At 73.1% G+C, this 22,215-nt stretch carries 16 protein-coding genes and 2 pseudogenes; 10 read left to right on the forward strand and 8 right to left on the reverse strand.

The features are described 5' to 3' along the window. Positions 1-92: 92 nt before the first annotated feature. From AMK27_RS44550 to rpmB, 7 genes and pseudogenes are all read right to left on the reverse strand, one after another. Positions 93-3,536 carry an SDR family NAD(P)-dependent oxidoreductase gene (locus tag AMK27_RS44550; RefSeq protein ID WP_445194854.1) on the reverse strand — a complete coding sequence of 1,148 codons (3,444 nt, stop codon included), beginning with the start codon at positions 3,534-3,536 and terminating at the stop codon, positions 93-95. Beyond that, positions 3,537-3,818 (reverse strand): annotated as a pseudogene (locus tag AMK27_RS44555) (polyketide synthase dehydratase domain-containing protein); the annotation flags it as partial. It lies immediately after the preceding gene. 186 nt (positions 3,819-4,004) lie between these two features. Beyond that, positions 4,005-9,686: pseudogene (locus tag AMK27_RS44560) on the reverse strand (type I polyketide synthase); the annotation flags it as partial. Positions 9,687-10,069: 383 nt separating this feature from the next. Then, positions 10,070-10,420: a hypothetical protein gene (locus tag AMK27_RS15880; protein ID WP_079188458.1), complete on the reverse strand. Its 351-nt coding sequence runs from the start codon at positions 10,418-10,420 to the stop codon at positions 10,070-10,072. A 38-nt stretch (positions 10,421-10,458) separates the two neighbouring features. After that, complete coding sequence (locus AMK27_RS15885) at positions 10,459-11,040, reverse strand: RNA polymerase sigma factor (RefSeq protein ID WP_079188459.1); 582 nt, start codon at positions 11,038-11,040, stop codon at positions 10,459-10,461. A gap of 334 nt (positions 11,041-11,374) precedes the next feature. Further along, the gene (rpsN, locus tag AMK27_RS15890; protein ID WP_073907266.1) at positions 11,375-11,680 is read right to left on the reverse strand and encodes a 30S ribosomal protein S14; all 306 of its coding nucleotides are present in this window, start codon (positions 11,678-11,680) and stop codon (positions 11,375-11,377) included. After that, entirely contained in the window at positions 11,680-11,916 is a 237-nt protein-coding gene (rpmB, locus tag AMK27_RS15895) for a 50S ribosomal protein L28 (protein WP_073907270.1), read from the reverse strand. The genes rpsN and rpmB overlap by 1 nt, the downstream gene beginning before the upstream one ends. Before the next feature lie 77 nt (positions 11,917-11,993). On the opposite strand from rpmB, the gene rpmG reads away from it, so the two are divergent. The 7 genes from rpmG to AMK27_RS15930 all read left to right on the forward strand — a co-directional run bounded on the left by rpmG (position 11,994) and on the right by AMK27_RS15930 (position 18,908). Beyond that, positions 11,994-12,158: a 50S ribosomal protein L33 gene (rpmG, locus tag AMK27_RS15900; RefSeq protein ID WP_030320026.1), complete on the forward strand. Its 165-nt coding sequence runs from the start codon at positions 11,994-11,996 to the stop codon at positions 12,156-12,158. 83 nt (positions 12,159-12,241) lie between these two features. Then, a complete protein-coding gene (locus AMK27_RS15905) occupies positions 12,242-12,487 on the forward strand; it encodes a type B 50S ribosomal protein L31 (RefSeq protein WP_073907274.1) in 246 nt (81 codons plus the stop codon). After that, the gene (locus tag AMK27_RS15910) at positions 12,487-13,647 is read left to right on the forward strand and encodes a CobW family GTP-binding protein (RefSeq protein WP_073907278.1); all 1,161 of its coding nucleotides are present in this window, start codon (positions 12,487-12,489) and stop codon (positions 13,645-13,647) included. Before AMK27_RS15905 ends, AMK27_RS15910 begins: the two co-directional genes overlap by 1 nt. A 75-nt stretch (positions 13,648-13,722) precedes the next feature. Then, positions 13,723-13,959: a 30S ribosomal protein S18 gene (rpsR, locus tag AMK27_RS15915; RefSeq protein ID WP_073907282.1), complete on the forward strand. Its 237-nt coding sequence runs from the start codon at positions 13,723-13,725 to the stop codon at positions 13,957-13,959. A 223-nt stretch (positions 13,960-14,182) separates the two neighbouring features. Further along, complete coding sequence (locus AMK27_RS15920) at positions 14,183-16,429, forward strand: choice-of-anchor A family protein (protein ID WP_107425580.1); 2,247 nt, start codon at positions 14,183-14,185, stop codon at positions 16,427-16,429. A 219-nt stretch (positions 16,430-16,648) separates the two neighbouring features. Next, positions 16,649-17,944 carry a hypothetical protein gene (locus AMK27_RS15925; protein WP_241847509.1) on the forward strand — a complete coding sequence of 432 codons (1,296 nt, stop codon included), beginning with the start codon at positions 16,649-16,651 and terminating at the stop codon, positions 17,942-17,944. Positions 17,945-17,954: 10 nt separating this feature from the next. Beyond that, on the forward strand, positions 17,955-18,908 hold the full coding sequence (locus AMK27_RS15930) for a YhjD/YihY/BrkB family envelope integrity protein (protein ID WP_079188460.1): 954 nt from the start codon (positions 17,955-17,957) through the stop codon (positions 18,906-18,908). A gap of 47 nt (positions 18,909-18,955) precedes the next feature. Here AMK27_RS15930 and AMK27_RS15935 read toward each other — a convergent pair whose 3' ends face one another. Then, positions 18,956-19,150: a LapA family protein gene (locus tag AMK27_RS15935; protein WP_073907720.1), complete on the reverse strand. Its 195-nt coding sequence runs from the start codon at positions 19,148-19,150 to the stop codon at positions 18,956-18,958. Between the two features lie 193 nt (positions 19,151-19,343). Here AMK27_RS15935 and AMK27_RS15940 point away from each other — a divergent pair, with 193 nt between their 5' ends. The 3 genes from AMK27_RS15940 to AMK27_RS15950 all read left to right on the forward strand — a co-directional run bounded on the left by AMK27_RS15940 (position 19,344) and on the right by AMK27_RS15950 (position 22,142). Then, complete coding sequence (locus AMK27_RS15940) at positions 19,344-20,174, forward strand: glycoside hydrolase domain-containing protein (RefSeq protein ID WP_073907289.1); 831 nt, start codon at positions 19,344-19,346, stop codon at positions 20,172-20,174. Between the two features lie 69 nt (positions 20,175-20,243). Continuing rightward, on the forward strand, positions 20,244-21,497 hold the full coding sequence (gene pcaDC / locus AMK27_RS15945; protein ID WP_073907293.1) for a bifunctional 3-oxoadipate enol-lactonase/4-carboxymuconolactone decarboxylase PcaDC: 1,254 nt from the start codon (positions 20,244-20,246) through the stop codon (positions 21,495-21,497). Positions 21,498-21,506: 9 nt separating this feature from the next. Next, positions 21,507-22,142 (forward strand): MBL fold metallo-hydrolase, encoded by a 636-nt coding sequence (locus AMK27_RS15950; RefSeq protein WP_073907297.1) that lies wholly within the window; start codon positions 21,507-21,509, stop codon positions 22,140-22,142. Positions 22,143-22,215: the final 73 nt, after the last annotated feature.

Here is a 22,215-nt window from a genome sequence, read left to right on the forward strand (position 1 = left end):
GGGTGTGCCGCGCGCGGCGAACAGGACGGGCGGACCGGGGTCCGGGGCCGTGCGGTGCGCGGGTGGAGTTGTGGTCGGAGCGGGGATCGGTGTCAGAGTTCGGAGTCGATGAACGCGAGGAGCTCGTCGACCGAGGCCGACTCGACCCGTGCGGCCAGATCCGTGTCGTGGGCCGGGGTCCGCTGAGCCGGTACGCGGGCCGCCAGGGCCTGCAGGCGTTGGACGATCTCGTCTCTGACGTCGTCCTGGGTGTCGTCCGGCAGGTCGGCGAGCGCCGCCTCGAGGCCGTCGAGTGCGACCAGTCCGGGTACGGCCGTCGAGTCGCCGGAGGAGTCCGGTTCCGTCTCGGCCGGAGCGAGTTCGGTGTGCAGATGGGCCACGACCGCGATCGGCGTGGGGTAGTTGAAGAGGAAGGTGGCAGGCAGTCGCAGATCGGCGCTGGTCTGCAGCCTGTTGCGGAGTTCCACGAGCGTCAGCGAATCGCAGCCCATGTCCTTGAAGGACCGGTCGGCGGGAATGCCGGATGCGGAGGAACGGCCGAGCACGGCGGCGGTCTGCACCCGGACGAGGTCCAGGAGCAGTTCCTCCCGCTCGGCCGGGGCCAGAGCGGCGAGCCGGTCGCGCAGTGCGGCGGTCGTCGGGGCTGTGGCGGCCGCCGTCTGGGCCGGCCGAGGTGCGGCCGGTGCCAGGTCCCGCAGCACGGAGGGCAGTTGGGTGCCTAGCGCACCGAGCGTGGTGCGGTCGAGCGGAGCCGGGACGAGCGCGGCGGTGTCCATGCGCAGTGCCGCGTCGAGCAGGGCCAGGCCCTCCGTCCGGTCGATCGGAGCGAGGCCGGTCCGGGCGAGCCGAACCCGGTCGGCCTCGGACAGGGACCCCGCCATTCCGGCGGCGCCCGGTCGTCCCGCGCTGTCCGCCCACATGCCCCAGGCGAGGGAGAGCGCGGGGAGGTGCTGGGCCCTGCGGTGCTGGGCCAGGGCATCGAGGTAGGCGTTGGCCGCCGCGTAGTTGCCCTGCCCGGCGCCGCCGACGACACCCATGACGGAGGAGAAGAGGACGAAGGCCGCGAGGTCGTGGTCCGCGGTCAGCTCGTGCAGATTGCGGGCCGCGACCGCCTTGGGGGCGAGCACCGTGTCGAGGCGCCCCGGGTCGAGCGCGGTGATCACGCCGTCGTCGAGCACCCCCGCCGCATGGACGACGGCGGTGAGCCGTACGCCGTCGAGGAGACGGGCGAGCGCGTCGCGGTCCGCGGTGTCACAGGCGGCGAGTGTCACCTGCGCACCCGACTCGGTCAGCTCGGCGGCCAGTTCCCGGGCGTCCGGCGCGTCGGGGCCCCGGCGGCTGACGAGTAGCAGTCGGCGGGCGCCGTGCTCGGTGACCAGGTGCCGCGAGACGAGTCCGCCGAGGGCGCCGGTGGCACCGGTGACCAGGACCGTACCGTCCGGGTCGAGGGCCGCGGGCAGGGTGAGGACCACCTTGCCGATGTGCCGGGCCTGACTGACGTACCGGAACGCCTCCGGTGCCCGGCGCACGTCCCAGGTGCTGACCGGCAGGGGAGCGAGCGCCCCCGAGGACAGCAACCGCAGGACGTCCGTGAGCAGTTCGGCGATCCGCTCCGTCGGCTCCTGCAGCAGGTCGAAGAAGCCGTAGTCCACACCGGGGTGGTCGGCCGTCACCTGCTCCGGGTCGCGCAGATCGGTCTTCCCCATCTCCACGAAGCGGCCGCCGCGCGGCAGCAGCCTCAGGGAGGCGTCGATGAACTCACCGGCGAGCGAGTTCAGTACGACGTCCATGCCGCGGCCTTCGGTGGCCGCGCCGAACGCGGACTCGAAGTCCAGGGTGCGGGACGACGCCAGGTGCGCGCCTTCCAGGCCGAGGGGGCGCAGGGCGTCCCACTTGCCTGGGCCCGCCGTGCCGTACACCTCCGCACCGAGGTGCCGGGCGAGCTGGACGGCGGCCATGCCGACACCGCCGGCGGCGGCGTGGATCAGGACGCGCTCGCCCGCCGTCAGGCCGGCGAGGCCGACCAGGGCGTGGTAGGCGGTGAGGAACACGATGGGCGCGGACGCCGCCTGGGCGAAGGTCCAGTCGGCGGGCATGACGGCGACCCGCCGGTGGTCGGCGACGACCACCGGGCCGAACGCCCCGGAGAACAGGCCCATGACCCGGTCGCCGACGTCGAGACCGGTGACACCGGGTCCGACCTCGGTGATGACACCGGCCCCTTCGAGGCCGAGCAGACCGGGATCGCCGGGGTAGAGGCCGAGGGTGTTGAGGACGTCGCGGAAGTTGACGCCCGCGGCGCGCACGGCGACGCGTACCTCGCCGTCGGCCAGCGGGGCCAGGGCCTCCGGGCAGGGTTCGAGAGCCAGGTGGTCCAGGGTCCCGCGGTCGCGGACCCCGAGCCGCCAGGCGGCGCCGGCCGGGGGAACGAGCGAGCCGTCGGCCGTGGCCCGGCCGAGCATCGGAACGAACAACTCCTGGCCGCGTACGGCGAGCTGGTGCTCCACCGCGACGAGCGGCAGGGCCGTACGGCAGTCGGCGGCCGACTCCACGTCGAGGAGTCCGACGCGTCCGGGGTTCTCGGTCTGGGCCGAGCGGGCCAGACCCCACACGGCGGCGAGGTCGGGGTCCACGTCGGCGTCCGCCGTCGTGGCCACGGCGCCCCGGGTGACGAGCACCAGCCTGGAGTCGGCGAGCCGGTCGTCGGCCAGCCACTCCTGGAGCAGGGCGAGCGCACGGTGCACGGCGGGCCGGGAGCCGGCCCCCGCCCCGTCGGCGCGCTCACCGGGCCCGGCGGCGGCAGCGGTGTCCCCGAGGTCCGCGAGCGGCGCGAAGACCATGGCGGGAACGGGAAGCCCCGCGTCCAGGGCCCGGCCCAGGGCCGCGAGGTTGGCGTGGAGTGCGCCGACGCCCAATTCGGCGGCGCCGAGCGCGACGGCCGACGGCGCCGGTTCCCGGTCCCTGGTGGCCGGGATCCAGTCCAGCCGGTGGAGGGACCGCGGGACGGCCACCTCGTCGCTCACCGGGCGCAGGACCAGCTCCTCGACCTCGGCGACCACCGCGCGGGCCTCGTCCAGCAGGGTCAGCGACACCGTGTCCGGCCCGGTGGTGGTGATGACCGCACGGGCGGAACGGACACCGGGCTGACGAACCGTCACCCCGTGCCAGGAGAAGGGCAGAAGGCGCCGGTTACCGTCGTCCAGGGCTGCCATGACGAGGGGGTGCAGAGCCGCGTCGAGCAGCGCCGGGTGCAGCCCGTACGAGGCGGCGTCGGTGACGGACGGCGGCAGCGCGACCTCGGCGACGAGGTCCTCGCCGTGCCGCCACGCGGCGCGCAGGCCCTGGAAGACGGGACCGTAGGCGTACCCCGCGGCGGCCAGCTCGTCGTAGCAGCCGTCGAGGGCCGGCGGTCCGCCCTCGGTGGCGGGCGGGCCCGCCGTGGTCGCGGGGGATCCGTCCAGCGGTGCGAGGGCGCCGGTGGCGTGCAGGGTCCACGGCTCGACGGCGCCGTCCGGCGTCTCGGTCCGGGCGTGCACGGTCAGCGCCCGCTGACCGTCGTCGCCGGGTGCGGCCACGACGAGCTGCACCTCGGTGCGGCCCTCCTCGGGGATCACCAGCGGGGCGAGCAGGGTGAGTTCGGCGACCCGCGGCGCACCGGTCTCCGAACCGGCGCGGGCGGCGAGTTCGAGGAACGCGGTGCCGGGCAGCAGGACCGAGCCGAGGACGGCGTGGTCGGCCAGCCAGGGGTGCGTACGGCGGCTCAGACGGGCGGTCAGGACGGCCTGCCCGGACTCGGCGAGTTCCACGGCGGTGCCGAGCATCGGGTGACCGGCCGCGCTGTCGCCACCGCGTGCGGTCAGCCAGTACCGCTCCCGCTGGAAGGCGTACGTGGGCAGCCCCGGCGTCGGTCCCGGGCCGAACACGGCCTCCCAGTCCGGGCCGCGGCCACGGACGTGCAGGCTGCCGAGCGCGCCGGCCAGGGTGCGCTGCTCGGACCTGCCGCGGCGCAGCACGGGAACGAACGCCAGCGCGTCGTCGTCGAGGCAGTCCCGGCCCAGCGCCGACAGCACGCCGTCAGGCCCGAGTTCGAGGAAGGTCCGCATCCCGAGGCCGTGGAGCGCCGCCAGGCCGTCGGACATCCGTACTTCCCGGCGGATTTGCCGCACCCAGTAGTCGGCGGTGACGTCGACGGGCCCGCCGGTGACGGTGGACACCATGGCGATACGCGGCTCCGCGTACGCGACTCCCGCGGTCACGGCCGCGAACGCGTCGAGCATCCCGTCCATGCGGTGCGAGTGGAAGGCGTGGCTGACGACGAGCCTGCGCGTCTTGCGGCCCGCGGCCGCGAACGCCTCGGCGACCTGCTCGACGGCCTCGTCGTCGCCGGAGACGACGACGGCCAGGGGGCCGTTGACGGCGGCGATGCTCACCGCGTGCTCGCGGCCTTCGAGGAGCGGGAGGACCTCCTCCCGCGACGCCTGGACGGCCAGCATCGCGCCACCGGCCGGAAGAGCCTGCATGAGCCGGCCGCGCGCGGCGACCAGGGCGCAGGCGTCCGGCAGGGTGAGGATCCCGGCGACATGGGCGGCGGCGAACTCGCCGATGGAATGGCCGAGTACGGCGTCCGGAGCCAGGCCCCGGTGTTCGAGGAGCCGGAACAGCGCCACCTGGAGGGCGAAGAGGGCGCACTGGGTGTTCTCGGTCCGGTTGAGCGCCTCGGCGTCCTCGAACATCACCTCGCGGATCGGCGGAGTGCCGGGGACCGAGGCGCGGCAGGCGTCGAGCTCCGCGCACACCGCGTCGAGGGCGGCGGCGAACACCGGCTCGCTCGCGTACAACTCGCTTCCCATCCCGACGCGTTGGCTGCCCTGCCCGGTGAAGAGGTAGGCGAGACCGTCGTCGGGGCGTGCCGTGCCGAGCGTCAGCGCGGAGTGCGGCTCGCCGCGGCCGAGCGCGGCCAGGGCCGCGACGGCCTCGGAGCGGTCCTCGGCGGTGACGGCCGCGCGGTGGTCGAGCGCGGTACGGGTGGTGCCCAGGGCGCGGCCGAGGTCACGGTCGGACACCTCGTCGGTGGTGCCGAGGGCATCGAGAGCGCCGACGAGCGCGGTGGCCTGGGCGCGCAGCGCCGCCTCGGTACGGCCGGACAGCACCCACAGCGGCGCGGAGTCGTCGTGTCCGGAGCCGGCTCCGGACACGACCGGTTCTGTCGTGGGTGCTTCGGCGAGGATGACGTGGGCGTTGGTGCCGCTGATGCCGAAGGAGGAGACGCCGGCGCGTCGTGTGTGGTCCTCGGTGGCGGGCCACGGCTGGGGCTCGGTGAGGACCTGGACGCCGCCGGATTCCCAGTCGACGAGTTCGGTGGGCTTGCCGACGTTGAGCGAGGCGGGGACTTCGCCGTGGCGCAGGGCCATGACCATCTTGATGACGCCGCCGACGCCGGCGGCGGCCTGGGCGTGACCCAGATTGGACTTCAACGAGCCCAGCATCAGGGGCTGACCACTGTCGCGCCCGCTGCCGTAGGTGGCGAGGAGGGCTTGTGCCTCGATGGGGTCGCCGAGGACGGTGCCGGTGCCGTGGGCCTCGACCGCGTCCACTCCGGAGAAGGAGACCCCGGCGTCCTGGACGGCGGCACGAATGACGCGCTCCTGCGCGGGGCCGCTGGGAGCGGTGAGTCCGTTGGACGCGCCGTCCTGGTTGACGGCCGTACCCGCGACGACGGCGAGGACCTCATGGCCCAGCCGGCGGGCGTCGGAGAGTCGCTCCACGACGAGCACACCGACTCCCTCGGCCCATGCGGTGCCGTCGGCGTCGGCGGCGAAGGACTTGCAGCGTCCGTCGGTGGCGAGTCCGCGCTGACGCGAGAACTCGACGAAGATGCCAGGCGTGGACATGATCGTCACACCGCCCGCGAGGGCGAGTGAGCACTCGCCGGACCGCAGGGCCTGTACGGCGAGGTGCAAGGCGACGAGGGACGACGAGCACGCCGTGTCGACCGTGAGCGCGGGTCCCTGCAGGCCCAGGGTGTACGCGACCCGGCCCGAGGCGACGCTCGACGTGGTGCCCGTCAGGCCGAACCCGGCCGCACCCGCACCCGCCTCACCGAGCCGCGGACCGTACTCCTGGGCCATGACACCGGCGAACACGCCTGCCTGGGTGCCGCGCAGCGAGTCCGGGGCGATGCCGGCCCGCTCCAGGGCCTCCCAGCACGTTTCGAGGAAGGCACGCTGCTGCGGGTCCATCGCCAGAGCCTCGCGCGGCGAGATGCCGAACAGCTCGGCGTCGAACTCCGCCGCGCCCTCCAGGAAGCCGCCGTTGCGCACGTAGGTGGTGCCCACATGGGCGGGGTCGGGGTGGTGGAGGGCGTCGAGGTCCCAGCCCCGGTCGGTGGGGAATCCGGAGATGACGTCGCGCTGCTCGGCGACGACCTGCCACAGCGCCTCGGGGGAGTCCACCCCGCCCGGGAAGCGGCAGCCCATGCCGACGATCACGATCGGGTCGTCGTCCTGGTCGGCCCGCTCCCCGGGTGCCGCCGTGTCCTGCCGGCCGTCGGCCAGCACCGCGGCCAGGGCGGCGGGGCTGGGGTGGTCGTACACCACGGTGGTGGGGAGCTTGCGCCCGGTGGCGGCGACGAGCCGGTTGCGCAGCTCGACGACCGTCACCGAGTCGATGCCCAGTTCCTTGAACGTCCGCCGCGGCTCGATCTCGGCGGCGGAGTCGTAGCGGAGTACGGCGGCGGTGTGCGCCCGCACCAGCTCAAGGGCGGCAGGGCCGGTCAGCGAACGGGCCGGCTCGGTGTCCGTCGCGAGCGCGCCGTCCTCCGGGAGCTCCGGTGCCCGGGAGGAGCCCGTCCCGGCCGGCGCGGTGCCGGCGGGCGGCAGCGCGCGGGAGGTGTCGGCCTGCCCGGCGACCCAGTGGCGGCGCCGCTGGAAGGCGTACGTCGGAAGCTCGGCGCGGGTGCCGCCGGAGGGCAGGACGGTGGACCAGTCGACGTCCGCGCCGTGGCAGAACGCCTCGCCGAAGGCGAGCAGCAGACGCTGCGGGCCGCCTTCGTCGCGGCGCAGGGTGCCCAGCGCGGCGACCGGCAGGTCCGCGGCCTCCGCGGTCTGCTGGACGGCGAGCGCGAGCACCGGGTGCGGGCTCATCTCGATGAACAGCTCGTGTCCCGCGTCGAGCAGCGCGCGTACGGTCGGCTCGAACCGCACGGGCTCCCGCAGGTTGCGGTACCAGTAGTCCACGTCGAGCTCGGACCCGTCGAGCGCCGTGGCGGTCACGGTCGAGTGCAGCGGCACGCTTCCGGCGCGCGGTGCGATTCCGGCGAGCTCGGCCGGCAGCGTGTCGCGCACGGTGTCGACGTGCGGGCTGTGCGAGGCGTACGCGACCGGCACGCGGCGGGTGCGGACGTCCTCGCCGTACCGGGCGGCCAGCGCGTCGAGGGCGTCCCCGTCACCGGCGACCACGGTCATGCCGGGCGAGTTGACGGCCGCCACGCTCAACCCCGGGTACGCCGCGAGGTCTTCGCGCACCCGGTCGGCGGGCAGCGACACGGTGAGCATCCCGCCGCCGCGCCCGGCCAGCGCGCCGAGGGCGGAGCTCCGTACGGCGACGAGCCGGGCCGCGTCGTCCAGGGACAGGGCGCCGCTGACGGTGGCGGCGGCGATCTCGCCCTGCGAGTGGCCGACGACCGCGGCCGGTTCGACGCCCGCCGCGCGCCACAGCGCGGCCAGGCCGACCATCACGGCCCACAGCGCGGGCTGCACGACGTCGTCGCGGTCGAGGGCGGGTGCTCCGGGGCGGCCGCGCAGGACATCGGTCAGCGACCAGTCGCGGTAGGGGCGCAGCGCGCGCTCGCAGTCCTCGACGACCTCGGCGAAGACGGGCGCGCTGTCGAGGAGTTCGGCGGCCATGCCGGCCCACTGCGACCCCTGGCCGGGGAAGACGAACACGGCCTCGCGGACGGCCTGGTGGGTGCTGCCCCGCACCGCGGCCCGGTCCACGCCGGCGTCGGCGACCGCGTCCAGGGCGGCCAGCAGGTCCTTCCGGCCGGTGCCGACCAGGACGGCCCGGTGGCTGAAGACGGTCCGGTCGTGGGCGAGGGCCCGGGCGATCTCGGCGGCATCCGCTTCCGGGTGCACGGCGAGGAATTCACGTAAGCGGACGGCTTGGGCGCGCAGTGCTGTGTCGCCGCGCCCGGACAGCACCCAGGCAAGGGATTCGGAACGGTCCGAATCACCCCGCTTCCGCGGCCTGTCGGGTTCGTTCCCGGCGGCGGCGGAGGAGGTGTCCTTCGGCCAGGATCCGAGCACCAGGTGGCAATTGGTTCCACCCATTCCGACCGATGTCACGCCGGCGACGAGCGGCCCGTCGGGATGCGGCCACGGTCCGGTCTCGGTGGCGGCGGTGAGCCGGAGATCGGCGAAAGGAATCTGCGGATTCGGGGTCTCGTAGTTGAGGGTCGGTACGAGTTCCCGTTCGGCGAGGCAGAGAATCGTCTTGACAAGCCCCGCGATGCCCGATGCGCCTTCGAGGTGGCCGATATTGGTCTTGACGGACCCGAGCCTGAGGGGGTTCTCCGAAGATCGGGACGAGGCGAAGACAGCGCCCAGAGCGGCTGCTTCGACGGGGTCGCCGACCCGGGTGCCCGATCCGTGTATTTCTACGTACTGTGCTTGTTCCAGCGGTATTCGCGCGTTGTCCCAGGCATCGCGTATGACGCGTTCCTGGGCTTTCGCATTCGGGGTGGGAAGGGTGTCGCTCGCGCCGTCGCTGCCGACGGCCCCGCCGTGCAGCACGCAGTGGATCCGGTCCCCGTCGGCGAGGGCCCGGCTGAGGAGTTTCAGCGCCACCACTCCGCCGCCCTCGCCCCGGACGTAGCCGTTCGCGCGGGCGTCGAGTGCGTAACATCGCCCGTCGGGCGAGAGGCTTCCGAAGGCGGCCAGGGCGTGGGTGCTCTCCGGCGCGAGGTTGAGGTTGACGCCGCCGGCCAAGGCCGTGACGGACTCGCCGCGGCGCAGGCTCTCGCAGGCCAGATGCACCGCGACCAGCGCGGACGACTGCGCGGTGTCGACCACCATGCTGGGGCCCCGGAGCCCGAGGGCGTACGAGACCCGGTTGGCGATGATGCCCCGGTGCAGTCCGGTCACGGTGTGCGCGGAGGTGGCGTCGGGCCCGGCGGCGTGCGTGACGGCCGTGTAGTCGTCGGCGATCGCGCCCATGAAGACGCCGGTGGCGGTCTCGGCGAGCGTGGCCGGGACGATGCCGGAGTCCTCCAGCGCCTCCCAGGCGAGTTCGAGGACGAGTCGCTGCTGCGGGTCCATCGCGGCTGCTTCACGCGGAGAAATGCCGAAGAACTCGGCATCGAACGTGTCGACCCTGGGCAGAAATCCACCGGGACGCGGTGATCCGTCGCTCATGGAGGCCAGATGTGCGCGATCAGCGGGCGGCTCTGCTATGGCATCCCGGCCGTTCCTGAGAAGATCCCAGAATTCGGCGGGATTCGCCCCGCCGGGAAAGCGGCAGGAAAGTCCGACGACGGCGACCGCCTGGTCGTCGATCCCCTCCTGCACCTGCTGTGACGGTCCATCCTGGACCTTTGGTAACCGCTTTTCCGCCGCACCGCCTGAAAGGCCCTGTACCGCGCTGTCTGATGCTGGCGTTGCTGCCGACTGAATTTGGGCATGGCGGATCATGATGTTCCTGCTCCCCCCGTGAAGCACGATCAACGGCACGGCCGACTCGGCGGCCCAGCCTGAGTCAATCTCGATTTGGACCCTAGCATCGAGTGGGCACTCCGTAAACCAAAGGCCAGACGCGCGAGTTGGTTCAGGAATCAATATGCCGGTAATACGGGGGGACCGGCATGGAGGACCCGTCTCGCGTAGCCGCGCAGTTAACCGCGCGGAAACAGCGCGTACCCGTGCGGCACACGCTTTCTCGCCCCGGAAGGCTTATTCCGTCGCAGAACGACGGGCCTTCCGGTGGACCGTGCCTTCCGGCCCGGCGGCCTCACCCAGGTCGGCCGACAAGGATGAGAACCAGCCGGACCGGAAGCCCGGAAACCCTGAACCAGGGGTCACGGGGATACCGGCGTGCCCGAGGCCTTCGCCGCCGGGTCCGCCTTGGTGAGGGTGCAGACGCCGTCCACGCACTGGCGCTCCAGCCGGCCGCGCGAGATCGTCTGAGCCAGGCCGACCATCCAGCAGGTGGGGCAGCCGCGGAAGGCGATCAGGGCGAGCGGGGCCGCGAGCAGCGTGGCCGGACCGGCGACGGGCACCATGGCGATCGAGCCGATGATCAGCCCGAAGCCGATGGCGCCGCGCGCCAGGTGGCGCGGAACGGACTTGCTGGCGAAGTTCATGTCGTTCGCCGGGGCCTTCGTGGTGACCCGGATCTGGTCGCCCTGCGCGGGCTTCACGATGTTCACGGTCGTGACTCTCCTCCGACGGGTGGTCGTTGGCTCGATCAAGCCGCCTGGTCGGTGGCCTGCTCGGGTGCTTGGTCGATCGCTTCCAGTGACTGGCGCACGGTCGCGCGCGCTCGGTGCAGCCGGGACTTCATCGCGGCCGTGCTCAGACCGAGGGAATGAGCGACGGTCCTTCCGGGCAGGCCCTGGATGTCGCGCATGATCAGGACCTGCCGCTGGTCGCGGGGCAGCGCGCCGACCGCGGCCGCGATCCGCTCCACTTCCAGCCGGTGCAGTACCGCTTCCTCGGCGGACGGCTCCGCGGACGCCTCCGGCTCGACCGGCGGCTCGTCGTTGCGGTGAACGAGGAAGCGCACCTGCCGGAGGCATTCGTTGCGGACGATCCGGAACATCCACGAGGCGAGCGCGCCGGTCGCCCGCAGGGTGCCGATCTTCCGGTAGAGGATGATCAGCGCCTCCTGCGCGGCGTCCTCGGCGTCCTGGGGCGAAGCGCACAGCGACTTGGCGAACTTGCGCACATGGGGCTGCGATTCCATGACGACGGTGGTGAGCGACGTGACGTCGCCGTCCTGAGCGGCCTTGATCAGCCGCTCGTCCGGCCAGGAGAAACGTGGGTTCATGTGCTACTCATACCCGGCGGGCTCCACGCGCGCGGACACTCGTCAGCTTCGGCTCTTGTAGCGCCGCATGAGGTGCCAGCTGCACGCGCCCACGAGCAGGACTCCGATGACGACGAGGGCGGTGACCATGGTGTTCCTCCTGTTGTTCCGCCGGCGCGTTCGGCCGGTACACACATAAGAGACGGCGACCCCCCGAGAGGATTCAGCTCCGGCAGAAGTTTTTTCCGCCGTGCGTCGCCCGGGGGGCCGCCAGGGGGTCGTCGGGTGGCTCGCAGGAGTCAGCTGCCCGTGCGTCGTGCCAGGTCGGAGCCTTGCGCCGGGGTCCGGAGGAGGGCTACCAGGAGGACTTGGTGACGCCGGGAAGGAAGCCCGCGTGCGCCTGCTGCCGGGTGCGGACGCGGGAGAGCCCGAACCTCCGCAGGTAGCCGCGGGGCCGGCCGTCGACGCTGTCGCGGTTGCGGACCCGGGTGGCGCTGGCGTCGCGCGGCTGCCGGTCCAGTTCCTGCCGCGCGGCCAGACGCTGCTCCGCGGTCGACGACGCGCGCCGGAGGATCTCCGTCAACTCGGCCCGCCTGGCGGCGTACCGCTCGACGGTCTCCTTGCGCCGCTCGTTCCGTGCGATCTTGCTCCGCTTCGCCATCAGACCTTCCCTCCACGCGCCCGGATCCGGGCCACGGCCGCCTCGATGCCGATCGAGTCCACCGTCCTGATCGCCCGCGCGCTCAGGGTCAGCCGGACGGTGCGGCCCTCGCCGGGCAGCCAGTAGCGCTTGTGCTGGATGTTCGGGTCGAAGCGGCGCGAGGTGCGCCGGTGGGAGTGGGAGATCGCGTTGCCGAAGCCGGGCTCGGCGCCGGTCAGCTGGCAGTGGGCGGACATGAGTGACCTGCCTCTCTCGGTGGCCGTCGCCGACCACCCTTTATTGGAAATGAAAACCGTTGCCATATACTAGCCTCATGGCACGCAACGAACTCCGCCCCGTCATCAAGCTCCGCTCCACCGCGGGCACCGGCTTCACCTACGTCACCCGCAAGAACCGTCGCAACGACCCCGACCGGCTGGTGCTGCGCAAGTACGACCCGACGGCCCGCCGTCACGTCGACTTCCGCGAAGAGCGCTGAGCGCACTCCGCCGTACAGAGCGGCCATCACCCGCTCGCACCCGCTCATACCCGCACGCAGCCGCACAGAAGGAAGGTCCTGCCATGAAGCCCGGCATCCACCCCGCCTACGGCCCCGTCGTCTTCCGCGACACCGCCTCGGGCTCCGCGTTCCTGACGCGCTCCACCCTCACCAGCGAGAAGACGATCGAATGGGAGGACGGGCGGACGTACCCCGTCGTCGACGTCGAGATCTCCTCGGTCAGCCACCCCTTCTACACGGGCACCGCCCGTGTGATGGACACCGCCGGACGCGTCGAGCGCTTCGAGCGCCGCTACGGGGCCCGCTGATGCCGCGGGATTCCCGGCTGCCCGTCGTGATCGTCGCCGGGATCCACTCGGACGCCCGCAAGGAGGTCGTCGACCGCCTCCTGCGGGCCGTCCCCGGCAGCGTCGCCCTCCACCATGACCTGACGGACGCGCCGGGCGGCACGGTGCGCCGCCTCGTCCGCGACGCGCACGGACTCCTGTCCGAGGACGGGACGCCCCTCGTCAACGACTGCGCGTGCTGCGCGCTGCGCGAGGACCTCGTACCGGAACTGGAACGCCTGGCCGGCGCCGGCCTCACCCGGCTCGCCGTGGTCGAACTCTGGGACTCCGTCGAGCCCAGGACGATGGCCGAGGTCGTCGCCGCCCACGCCGGGGACGGCCTGGCCCTCACCAACGTGATCACCGCGGTGGACCCGGCCCTCGTGCTGCCGTACCTCGGCAACGGCGACGACCTGGCCGACGTCGGCCTGGCCGCCGCCCCCACCGACCGGCGCACCGTCGGCGACACGTTCGCCCGTCAGCTGGAGTACGCGCCCGTCCTCGCGCTCGTCGACTCGGAGGCGGCCGACGACGAGGACCGTGCGCTGCTCGCCCAGTTGCATCCCACCGCACGCCGGGTGGCGGCCGGCTCGGGCGAGCTGGCCGAGGCCGCCTTCGCGGCCCACGCCCGCTTCGACGTCGAGGCCGCCGCGGCGGCGCAGCATCCCGCGTGCGCGCTGCTGCCGCAGGACGCGGACGACGCCGGTGTCACGACACTCGTCTGGCACCGCCGACGCCCCTTCCACCCCGAGCGCCTGTACGCGGCGCTGGAGGACCTGTGCTGCGCCGCCGCGCGCAGCCGCGGCCGGTTCTGGCTGGCCGACCGTCCCGACACCCTGCTGGCCTGGGACGCCGCGGGCGGTGCGCTGTGCGTCGAGAGCGCCGGTCCCTGGCTCGCGTCCCTGCCGGACGCCGCCTGGGAGCTGGTCCCGCCGATGCGCCGGGCCGCGGCAGCCCTGGACTGGCACCCCGAGCACGGCGACTGCTGCCAGCACCTCGTCTTCACCTCGCCGGGCCTCGATCGCGACGGACTGGAACGTCTCCTCGAGTCCTGCCTGCTCACGGACGAGGAGTACGCGGCGGGGCCGGACGGCTGGCGGCACCTGCCCGCCGCCTTCGACTCCCTCCTCGACGCCGCCTGACCCTGCGCCGCCTGACCCTGAACCGACCGACCTGCCCCCCCGACCTGAACCGCCCGACCCGGAAGGACACCCCCCATGGCCCGCCGCCAGGAACCCCGCAAGCCGCTGAAGTCCCGGCCCAATCCGCTCGAGGCCGCCGGGATCACGTACATCGACTACAAGGACACCGACCTGCTCCGGACGTTCGTCTCGGACCGCGGCAAGATCCGCAGCCGCCGCGTCACCCGGGTCACCGCCCAGCAGCAGCGGCAGCTCGCCGCCGCCGTCAAGAACGCCCGGGAGATGGCCCTGCTGCCGTACGCCGGCCGGTGAGATCCGGGAGGGGAGCCGGGAGGGAGAGGGGGGTCGGGGAGGGGCAGAAGAGGGGAGCCCGTCCGCCGGTACGGCTCGTGGAGCGCCCGATGGTCACGTTCCGTCATCCCTCTGCTCCATTCGGCAGGCGCCGTTCATGCCCCGCAGTGAGTACGGCCCCCGACCGGATCAACCCCGGAGGCCGTGCGTGGTGCTCCGACCAGGGGGAACAGAGACTCGCGGCATGACATCCGCCACTCATCGGCGCCCGGCGCGCCCTCGGAGACGTACCGCCGCCCTCGGGCTCGCGTACGCCGTGTCCCTCGTCGCGGTCCCCGCGCTCATGCTCGGTCCGAGCGCGTCCGTCGCGCTCGCGGCCCCCCTCCCCGGAGGCCTCGGCCCCTGCGTCCCCGGGGACTGCCCGGACGAGTTCCCCGAGATCGACAACGGCGCCATCGCCGGACGCGACGCCGCGATCAACATCTTCGTCGGCGACGACTTCCTCGTTCGGGGGCGCGCGGCCGAGGCCGAGGGGCGGGTCGTGGTCCTGGACGACTTCGACCAGAACAAGGACGCGGCCGCCGGCGGTACGTACAACCTCGGCATCGTCGGCGTCGGATCCCGCGTCCCGCCGCCCGACGGCTCGGACTTCCTCACCACCGGCGGAGGCGTCACCGTCGCCACGGGCCAGACCCTCGACACGAAGGGCGGCATCGTGGCGGAGCAGGGCATCGTCCGTCACGCGGGCCCCGTCTCGGGCACGGTGACCGGCACCCTGGTCGAGGACGCGAACGCCGTCGCGCCGTACGCCGGACTGCGCGACCAGCTCACCGCCGCGAGCCAGTGCTACGCCCGGGTCGACGGCCGGCCGAGGACGCCCACCGGCACGGCGGTGCACCAGAGCGGCCAGACGCTCTTCACCGGTGACGGGACCTCTGCGCTCCAGGTGTTCAACGTCGACTTCGACATGCAGAGCCCGACCGGCGGCCAGGAGGGGATCGTCTTCGCGAACATCCCCGACACCGCGACGGTCCTCGTCAACGTCACGGGCGACGCCCGGAAGCTCACCACCTACAGCGGCGGCATCGACGACGACACCGACCCGCTCAACTCCTACCGCGAGCGCCTGCTCTGGAACTTCCCGGACGCCACCACGGTGGACCTCGCCGGCACCGGACAGTTCCAGGGCAGCTTCCTCATCGGCAACCAGGCGTCGAGCACGACCGTCACCCTGCCCGGCATCAACGGCCGCTTCTTCACCACGGGTTCCCTCACCCACACCAGCGCGGCATCGGGCGGCGGCGGCCAGGAGTTCCACGCCTACCCGTTCAACGGCGACCTTCCGAACTGCGACGGGACCAACACGGTCACCGGCGAGGTGCGGGTCCTGAAGACGGACGCGGCGTCCGGCGCGGTGCTCCCGGGCGCGACCTTCCAGCTGTGGGAGGAGACGAACGGCGTTCCGGGTCTGCAGACGACCGGAGCGGACCCCGACACCTCGGTCGGCGCGCCCTGCACGACGGGTGCGGACGGCGTGTGCGAGCGCACGGTGGAGACGGGGACGTACTACTGGCAGGAGACGGACGCCCCTGACGGGTACGACCTGCCGGCCCAGCCCGTGTTCGGCCCCCTGGTGCTGACCGAGGACAACGCGGAGGCGGGGGTCCAGGTCACCGCTTCCAACACGCGTACCACGGCGACGACCGGCGAGGTGCGGGTCCTGAAGACGGACGCGGCGTCCGGCGCGGTGCTCCCGGGCGCGACCTTCCAGCTGTGGGAGGAGACCAACGGCGTGCCCGGACTGCAGACCTCCGGGACGAACACCGACACGCAGGTGGGAGCCGCGTGCACGACGGGCGCGGACGGCGTGTGCGAGCGGACGGTGGAGACGGGGACGTACTACTGGCGGGAGACCGATGCCCCTGACGGGTACGACCTGCCGGCCCAGCCCGTGTTCGGCCCCCTGGTGCTGACCGAGGCCAACGCGGCGGCGGGCGTGTCCGTCACCGCGGCCAACAGCCGCACGCCGGTGGAGCCCGGCACCGGCTCGGTCCGGCTGCTCAAGTCCGACGCGGACAGCGGCCTGCCGCTGCGCGGCGCGACCTTCGAGCTGTGGGAGGAGACCAACGGGACCACCGGTCTGCAGACGGGCGGCACCGACCCCGACACCCGCGTCGGGACGCCCTGCACCACGACCGCGGCGGGGCTCTGCTCCTTCGGCGAGCTGGACAACGGCTCGTACTACCTGAGGGAGACCGCCGTCCCCGACGGCTACGTGCTGCCCGCCGACCCGGTCACGGGCCCCTACGTCATCGACGACGACCACAAGCTCGTGGTGGCCCGGCTGGACAACAGCCGAGCCGACGACCCCTGTGAGCACGGGGGCTACGGCGACGAAGGGTACGGCGACGAGGGCTACGGCGAGCAGGGATACGGCGACTCGGGCTACGGCTCGTGCCGTCGCGGCATGAGCCGCACCGGCACCGCCTGAGTACCGACGAGGCGCACCGGCACCCCCTGAGTGCCGACGAGCCGAGCCGCGCCCACCGTCCCGAGTGACGGTGGGCGCGGCGCTGCGTGCGGGCGCTCCTCCGCGTGTGCGGGGCGGGCAGGCAGGGCGCACGAGGGTGTCCTCACCCGTTCGTCCCGCCCTGCGTGGCCCGAACCGTGCGCGCGGGATTGGCTGGGCGCACATCGCGAGGAGGCACCCGTGCCGGACGACGAGAATCAGAACGAACTGGCCGCGCTGCGCGCGCGGGTCGCCGCGCTGGAGAGCGAGGCGGCCGCCCGGCCCGCTCCCCGCCATCGCGGCCGCTCGTTCCTGGCCGCCGTGCTGATCGTGATCGGCTGCCTCCTCGTTCCGCTGGGCATCGTCGCCGCGTGGACCTCCGACATCGTCGGGGACACCGACCGGTACGTCTCCACGGTCGCCCCGCTCGCCTCGGACGCCGACGTGCAGGCGGCGGTCGCCAACCGGGTCACCGGCGCGGTGATGGAGCACATCGACCTGGAGTCCCTCCTGGAGGGGGTCGCCCCCGAGCAGCGTCCGCTGCTCGCCAAGGCGCTGGGGAAGCTCGGCGGCTCGCTGGAGAGCGCGGTCAGCAGCTTCGTCCACGACAAGGCGCAGGACGTCGTCGCGTCGGACGCCTTCGAGACGGTCTGGACCGATGCCAACCGGGCCGTCCACACCTCCGTCGTCCGGGCCCTGACGGGCAGCGGGGACGGAGCCGTACAGATCAACAACGACACCGTGACGGTCGACCTCGCGCCCGTGATCGAACGGGTCAAGGAGCGGCTGGTCGACTCGGGGCTCACCGTGGCCGGCAAGATCCCCGAGATCCACACCGACTTCACGGTGGTCAAGTCCGAGGACATCGGCAAGGTCAAGACCGGCTTCCGCCTGCTCCAGGTGATGGGGCTGTGGCTGCCGGTGCTGGCGGTGCTGCTGGTGGTCGCGGGAGTCCTGCTCTCCACCCATCGCCGTCGCACCGTGATCGCCTCGGCGATCGGTGTCGCCGTCGCGGCCCTGGTCCTCGGCATCGCGCTGACCGTGTTCCGCACGGTCTACCTCAACGCGCTGCCCGACACGGTCTCCCAGCCCGCCGCCGGGTCCGTCTACGACGCGCTGATCCACTTCCTGCGCACCACGGTCCGCATGGTGGTGACACTCGGCCTCGTGGTCGCCCTCGCCGCCTGGCTCACCGGCCCCAGCCGCCCCGCCGTCGTCGTCCGCCGCATGTGGAACTCCGGCATCGACGCGACCCGTGCCGCGGCGGACCGGGCCGGTCTGCGGACGGGCCCGGTCGGCCCCTTCGTCCGCCGGTACCGGACGTGGATCACCTGGATCCTGGTGGCCCTGGCCGTCCTCGTGTACGTCCTGTGGGACCACCCCACCGGCTGGGTGGTCGTCGGCCTCGCGCTCGCCCTGCTGTTCGTCTTCGCCGTGGTCCGGTTCCTCGGGGCGGAGCCCGCGGACGCCGACGAGGAAGCGTCCGTCCGGACGTAGGGCGGGCCGGATGCCGAGAGGGGGCGGCGGCCTGACGGGGCGCTGGGCGGCCCGGTTCCGGGGCCTGCGAGCGCGGGCCGAGGAGCGGCTGCCCGTCCTGACCGAGATCGCGAGCCGGCTGCTGGGCGGGACCCTGCTGGACGCGGGGACCCGGCTCGCGGCCCAGGCCTTCCTGGCCGCCGTACCGCTGCTGTTCGCCGTGGCGGCGTTCGCCCCCGCCTCCGTACGGGACCAGCTGCGGGACTCCCTGCGCGCCATGTTCGGGCTGAGCGGGCGCTCAGACGTCGAGCTGCAGCAGGTCCTGGGCGGTTCCGGCGACGAGGAACTGCGCGACACGACCGGTGCGATCGGCCTGGTCATCGCGCTGGCCTCCGCCACCAGCTTCAGCCGGGCCATGGCGCGGGTCTGCGAGCGGGCCTGGGCGCTGCCCAAGGCCAAGACGCGGGTCGCGGCCTGGCGGTGGGTGGTGTGGCTGCTCGCGCTGCTCGTGGTGGTCCTCGTGCAGGGCCCGCTGCGGGACGGCTTCGGCGCGGGCCTCTGGCTCGGGGTGCCGTTGTTCTTCCTGGTGAGCGTGGGCATCTGGATGTGGACCCAGCACCTGCTGCTGGCCAAGCGCGTGCCATGGCTGCCGCTGCTCCCCGGCGCGATCCTGGCGGCCGCGGCGACGAGCGCCCTGGCACTGACGGCCCGGCTGTACATGCCCGCCGCGCTCAACAAGGCGCTCGGGGAGTACGGCTCCCTCGGCCTCGTCCTGACGATGCTGTCCTGGCTGATCGTGGTGTGCGCGTCGATCACCTTCGCGTTCACCATCGGAGCGGTGCTGGCGCAGGAGCCGCCCCTGAGCCACCACCTCGGGCCGAGGACCTACGTGACGGAAGGGGCGGACGCGACGGACGAGGCGGACGGTTCCGTGGACGGGCCGACGGACGCGACGACGGCCTCCGGGTCGGAGCCGGACCGCTGACGCCGCGCACGGCTCACCGCTGTGTGCGGCTCACCGCTCCGCGCGACTCACCGCTGGGCGCGGCGCCGGGCGATGAACAGGCCGAGGAGCATGCCCACGAGCAGGGTGACGGTGAGGACGATCCACAGCGGAAGCGTGACCGTCGGGATCCAGAGCCTGACGGTGATCGAACCGGTGTTGGCCGCGATGAACCAGATGGCCAGGGCGGCGAGGACCACGAAAGCGATGGTGCGCACACGCATGTCCCGCCCCTTGACCGTCAAGGTCGAGGGCTCATGCGGCGTACCTGCGGTTTTCTGGCGCATAGGTCCCATTATCGACCGATAGTGGCGTCCGGTCGATCGGACCGCGCGTCACACCTGCTCAGCCCGCCCGGAGCGGCCGATAGGGTGAACCGCGCCAGGGGTCGGAGCCAGAAGTCGTACGGGGTGGGGAATGCCGAAGCACCGGTTGTCCAGAAGAGGTCGCTACATCGCCTGGGCGGCGACGGGAGCCGTCGTCGTGGCCGGCGCCGGCATCGCGGCGCAGACCTCCATGGCGGCCCCCGCGTGGCCGGCGCAGAAGACCTACACGGGCCGGGCGTTCGACGCCTGCACGGCGCCCTCGCCCACCGCGATGAAGGCGTGGAAGAAGGACGCGTACTACGGCGGCGTCGCCGTCTACGTCGGCGGCAAGAACCGCGGCTGCGCCCAGCCCAACCTGACGAAGTCCTGGGTGAAGTCGATGGACACCCTCGGCTGGCGCGTCATCCCCCTCTACGTCGGAGCCCAGCCGCCCTGCCAGAAGAGCCGGAACAAGGAGCGGTTCACCGCGGCCACGGCCGCCTCGGTCGGGGTGAGCAACGCCAACGACGCCGTCGCCAAGGCGGCGGCGCTCGGCATGAAGGCCGGCAGCCCGATCTACCTCAACATGGAGTCGTACGACATCGCCGACAAGGCGTGCAACGACGCCACCCTGACCTACGTGCGCTCCTTCACCAAGACCCTGCGCGCCAAGACCTACCGCGCCGGCCTCTACGGGTTCAGCAGCTCGAGCGCCAAGGCGGTCGCCACCGCGAAGAACCGCACCGACCTGCCGGGAAACCTCTGGTACGCGCTGTGGAACGGCCAGGAGACCACCACCAGGGACTGGCCCTGGGACCCGAAGCTGTACACCGACCACAGCCGCGGCCACCAGTACAAGGCCAACAGCAGGGAGACCCGCGGCGGCCACACCATCACCGTCGACCGCAACGCCTGGGACGCCCCGGTCGCCATCATCGGCTGACCTGCGCGGACCGGCACAGCCGTGCCCCCGGTCGAGGGGGCGGCCGTGAGAGATGAGAGGGTCTAGCGGGTGAGCGAGACATCACCGAACACCCTGCAATACCGCGTCGACGGCCGGGAAGAGGCTCCCGTCCTCGTCCTGGGCCCCTCTCTGGGCACCACATGGCACATGTGGGACCGGCAGATACCGGAGCTCACCCGGGACTGGCGGGTCGTCCGCTTCGACCTCCCCGGGCACGGCGGGGCTCCCGCGGAACCCTTCACCTCCGTCGCCGAGCTCGGCGACCGGCTCCTCGCCACCCTCGACTCGATCGGCGTCCAGCGCTTCGGGTACGCCGGCTGCTCCCTCGGCGGGGCCGTCGGCCTCGACCTGGCCCTGCGCGCGCCGCACCGGGTCGCCTCCCTCGCGCTGGTCGCCACCTCGCCCCGGTTCGGCAGCGCCGACGAGTTCCGCCAGCGGGGCGTCATCGTCCGGGCCAACGGCCTGGAGCCGATGGCCCGCACCGCGCCCGAGCAGTGGTTCACCTCGGTGTTCTCCGGCGCGCAGCCCGCGATCGTGGACTGGGCCGTGCAGATGGTCCGGACGACCGACCCCGCCTGCTACATCGCCGCGTGCGAGGCCCTCGCCGTCTTCGACGTACGGGAGGCCCTCGACCGGATCGCGATCCCGGCGCTCGTCCTCGTCGGCTCGGAGGACCAGGTCACCGGCCCCGCCGAGGCCCGCACCCTGGTGGCGGGGATCGCCGACGCCCGGCTCGCCGTCGTCCCCGGCGCCTCGCACCTCGCGCCCGTCGAGCAGCCCGCCGCCGTCACCGACCTGCTCATCGAGCACTTCGCCGGTACGGCCCCGGACTCCAGCGGCACCCTGACCGTGCCGCCGCTGCCCGCGGCCCCGGCGGCTCCCGCCGCCGAGCCGGTCCCGGACGCCGAGCCGGCCGAGGCGGGCCGCCCCGACCCGTACGAGAAGGGACTCGGGCTGCGGCGCGAGGTCCTCGGCGACGCCCACGTGGACCAGGCGCTCGCCCACGACGCCGACGGCGCCTTCCAGGACCTCGTCACCCGTTACGCCTGGGGCGAGGTGTGGAGCCGGGACGGCCTCGACCGGCGCACCCGGAGCGTCGTCACCCTCACGGCCCTCATCGCCGGAGGACACCGGGAGGCCCTCGCCGACCACACCCGCGCGGCCCTCCGCAACGGCCTGTCCGCCGAGGAACTCCGCGAGATCGTGCTCCACGCGGGCGTGTACTGCGGCTTCCCCGCCGCCGAGACCGCTCTGCGCGTGATCGCCCGGGTCGTCGAGGAGGAGACGACCCCTCCGGCGTAGCCTGGGCCTGTGAAGCTGACGAAGAAGTCCCACGCGTGCGTGCGGCTGGAGAAGGACGGGCGGACGCTCGTCCTGGACCCCGGCATGTTCACCGAGGAGGACGCGGTCATCGGGGCCGACGCCCTGCTCGTGACGCACGAGCACCCCGACCACTTCGACGAGGGACGCCTGCGGGCCGCCCTCGAAGCCGACCCGGCTGTCGAGATCTGGACGCTGCGCAGCGTCGCCGACCAGCTCTCGGCGGCCTTCCCGGGCCGTGTGCACACCGTCGGGCACGGCGACACGTTCACCGCCGCCGGGTTCGACGTCCAGGTGCACGGCGAGCTGCACGCCGTGATCCACCCCGACATCCCGCGCATCACCAACGTCGGCTACCTCGTCGACGGCGGCGCCGTCTTCCACCCCGGAGACGCGCTCACCGTGCCCGACCACCCGGTGGACACGCTGCTGCTGCCCGTCATGGCCCCGTGGAACAAGATCTCCGAGGTCATCGACTACGTCCGCGAGGTCGGGCCGCGCCGGGCGTACGACATCCACGACGCCCTGCTCACGGACCTCGCCCGGCCCATCTACGACCGTCAGATCGGCGCGCTCGGCGGCACCGACCACCAGCGGCTCGCCCCCGGCGCCTCCGCCGAGCTCTGAGCCCGCCCGCGCCGCTGTTCGACGAGGGGCGGGCGGGACGCCGGGCGCCCCGGGGCGCCCGGGCCCGGCACGG

Source organism: Streptomyces sp. CB02009, assembly GCF_001905825.1.
Taxonomy (GTDB): Bacteria; Actinomycetota; Actinomycetes; order Streptomycetales; family Streptomycetaceae; genus Streptomyces.

Coding starts and splice junctions, on each gene's coding strand:
- AMK27_RS15885 (WP_079188459.1), bottom strand. CDS start 11,040: ATGAACCCACGTTTCTCCTGGCCGGACGAGCGGCTGATCAAGGCCGCT.
- rpsN (WP_073907266.1), bottom strand. CDS start 11,680: ATGGCGAAGCGGAGCAAGATCGCACGGAACGAGCGGCGCAAGGAGACC.
- rpmB (WP_073907270.1), bottom strand. CDS start 11,916: ATGTCCGCCCACTGCCAGCTGACCGGCGCCGAGCCCGGCTTCGGCAAC.
- rpmG (WP_030320026.1), top strand. CDS start 11,994: ATGGCACGCAACGAACTCCGCCCCGTCATCAAGCTCCGCTCCACCGCG.
- AMK27_RS15905 (WP_073907274.1), top strand. CDS start 12,242: ATGAAGCCCGGCATCCACCCCGCCTACGGCCCCGTCGTCTTCCGCGAC.
- AMK27_RS15910 (WP_073907278.1), top strand. CDS start 12,487: ATGCCGCGGGATTCCCGGCTGCCCGTCGTGATCGTCGCCGGGATCCAC.
- rpsR (WP_073907282.1), top strand. CDS start 13,723: ATGGCCCGCCGCCAGGAACCCCGCAAGCCGCTGAAGTCCCGGCCCAAT.
- AMK27_RS15920 (WP_107425580.1), top strand. CDS start 14,183: ATGACATCCGCCACTCATCGGCGCCCGGCGCGCCCTCGGAGACGTACC.
- AMK27_RS15930 (WP_079188460.1), top strand. CDS start 17,955: ATGCCGAGAGGGGGCGGCGGCCTGACGGGGCGCTGGGCGGCCCGGTTC.
- AMK27_RS15935 (WP_073907720.1), bottom strand. CDS start 19,150: ATGCGTGTGCGCACCATCGCTTTCGTGGTCCTCGCCGCCCTGGCCATC.
- AMK27_RS15940 (WP_073907289.1), top strand. CDS start 19,344: ATGCCGAAGCACCGGTTGTCCAGAAGAGGTCGCTACATCGCCTGGGCG.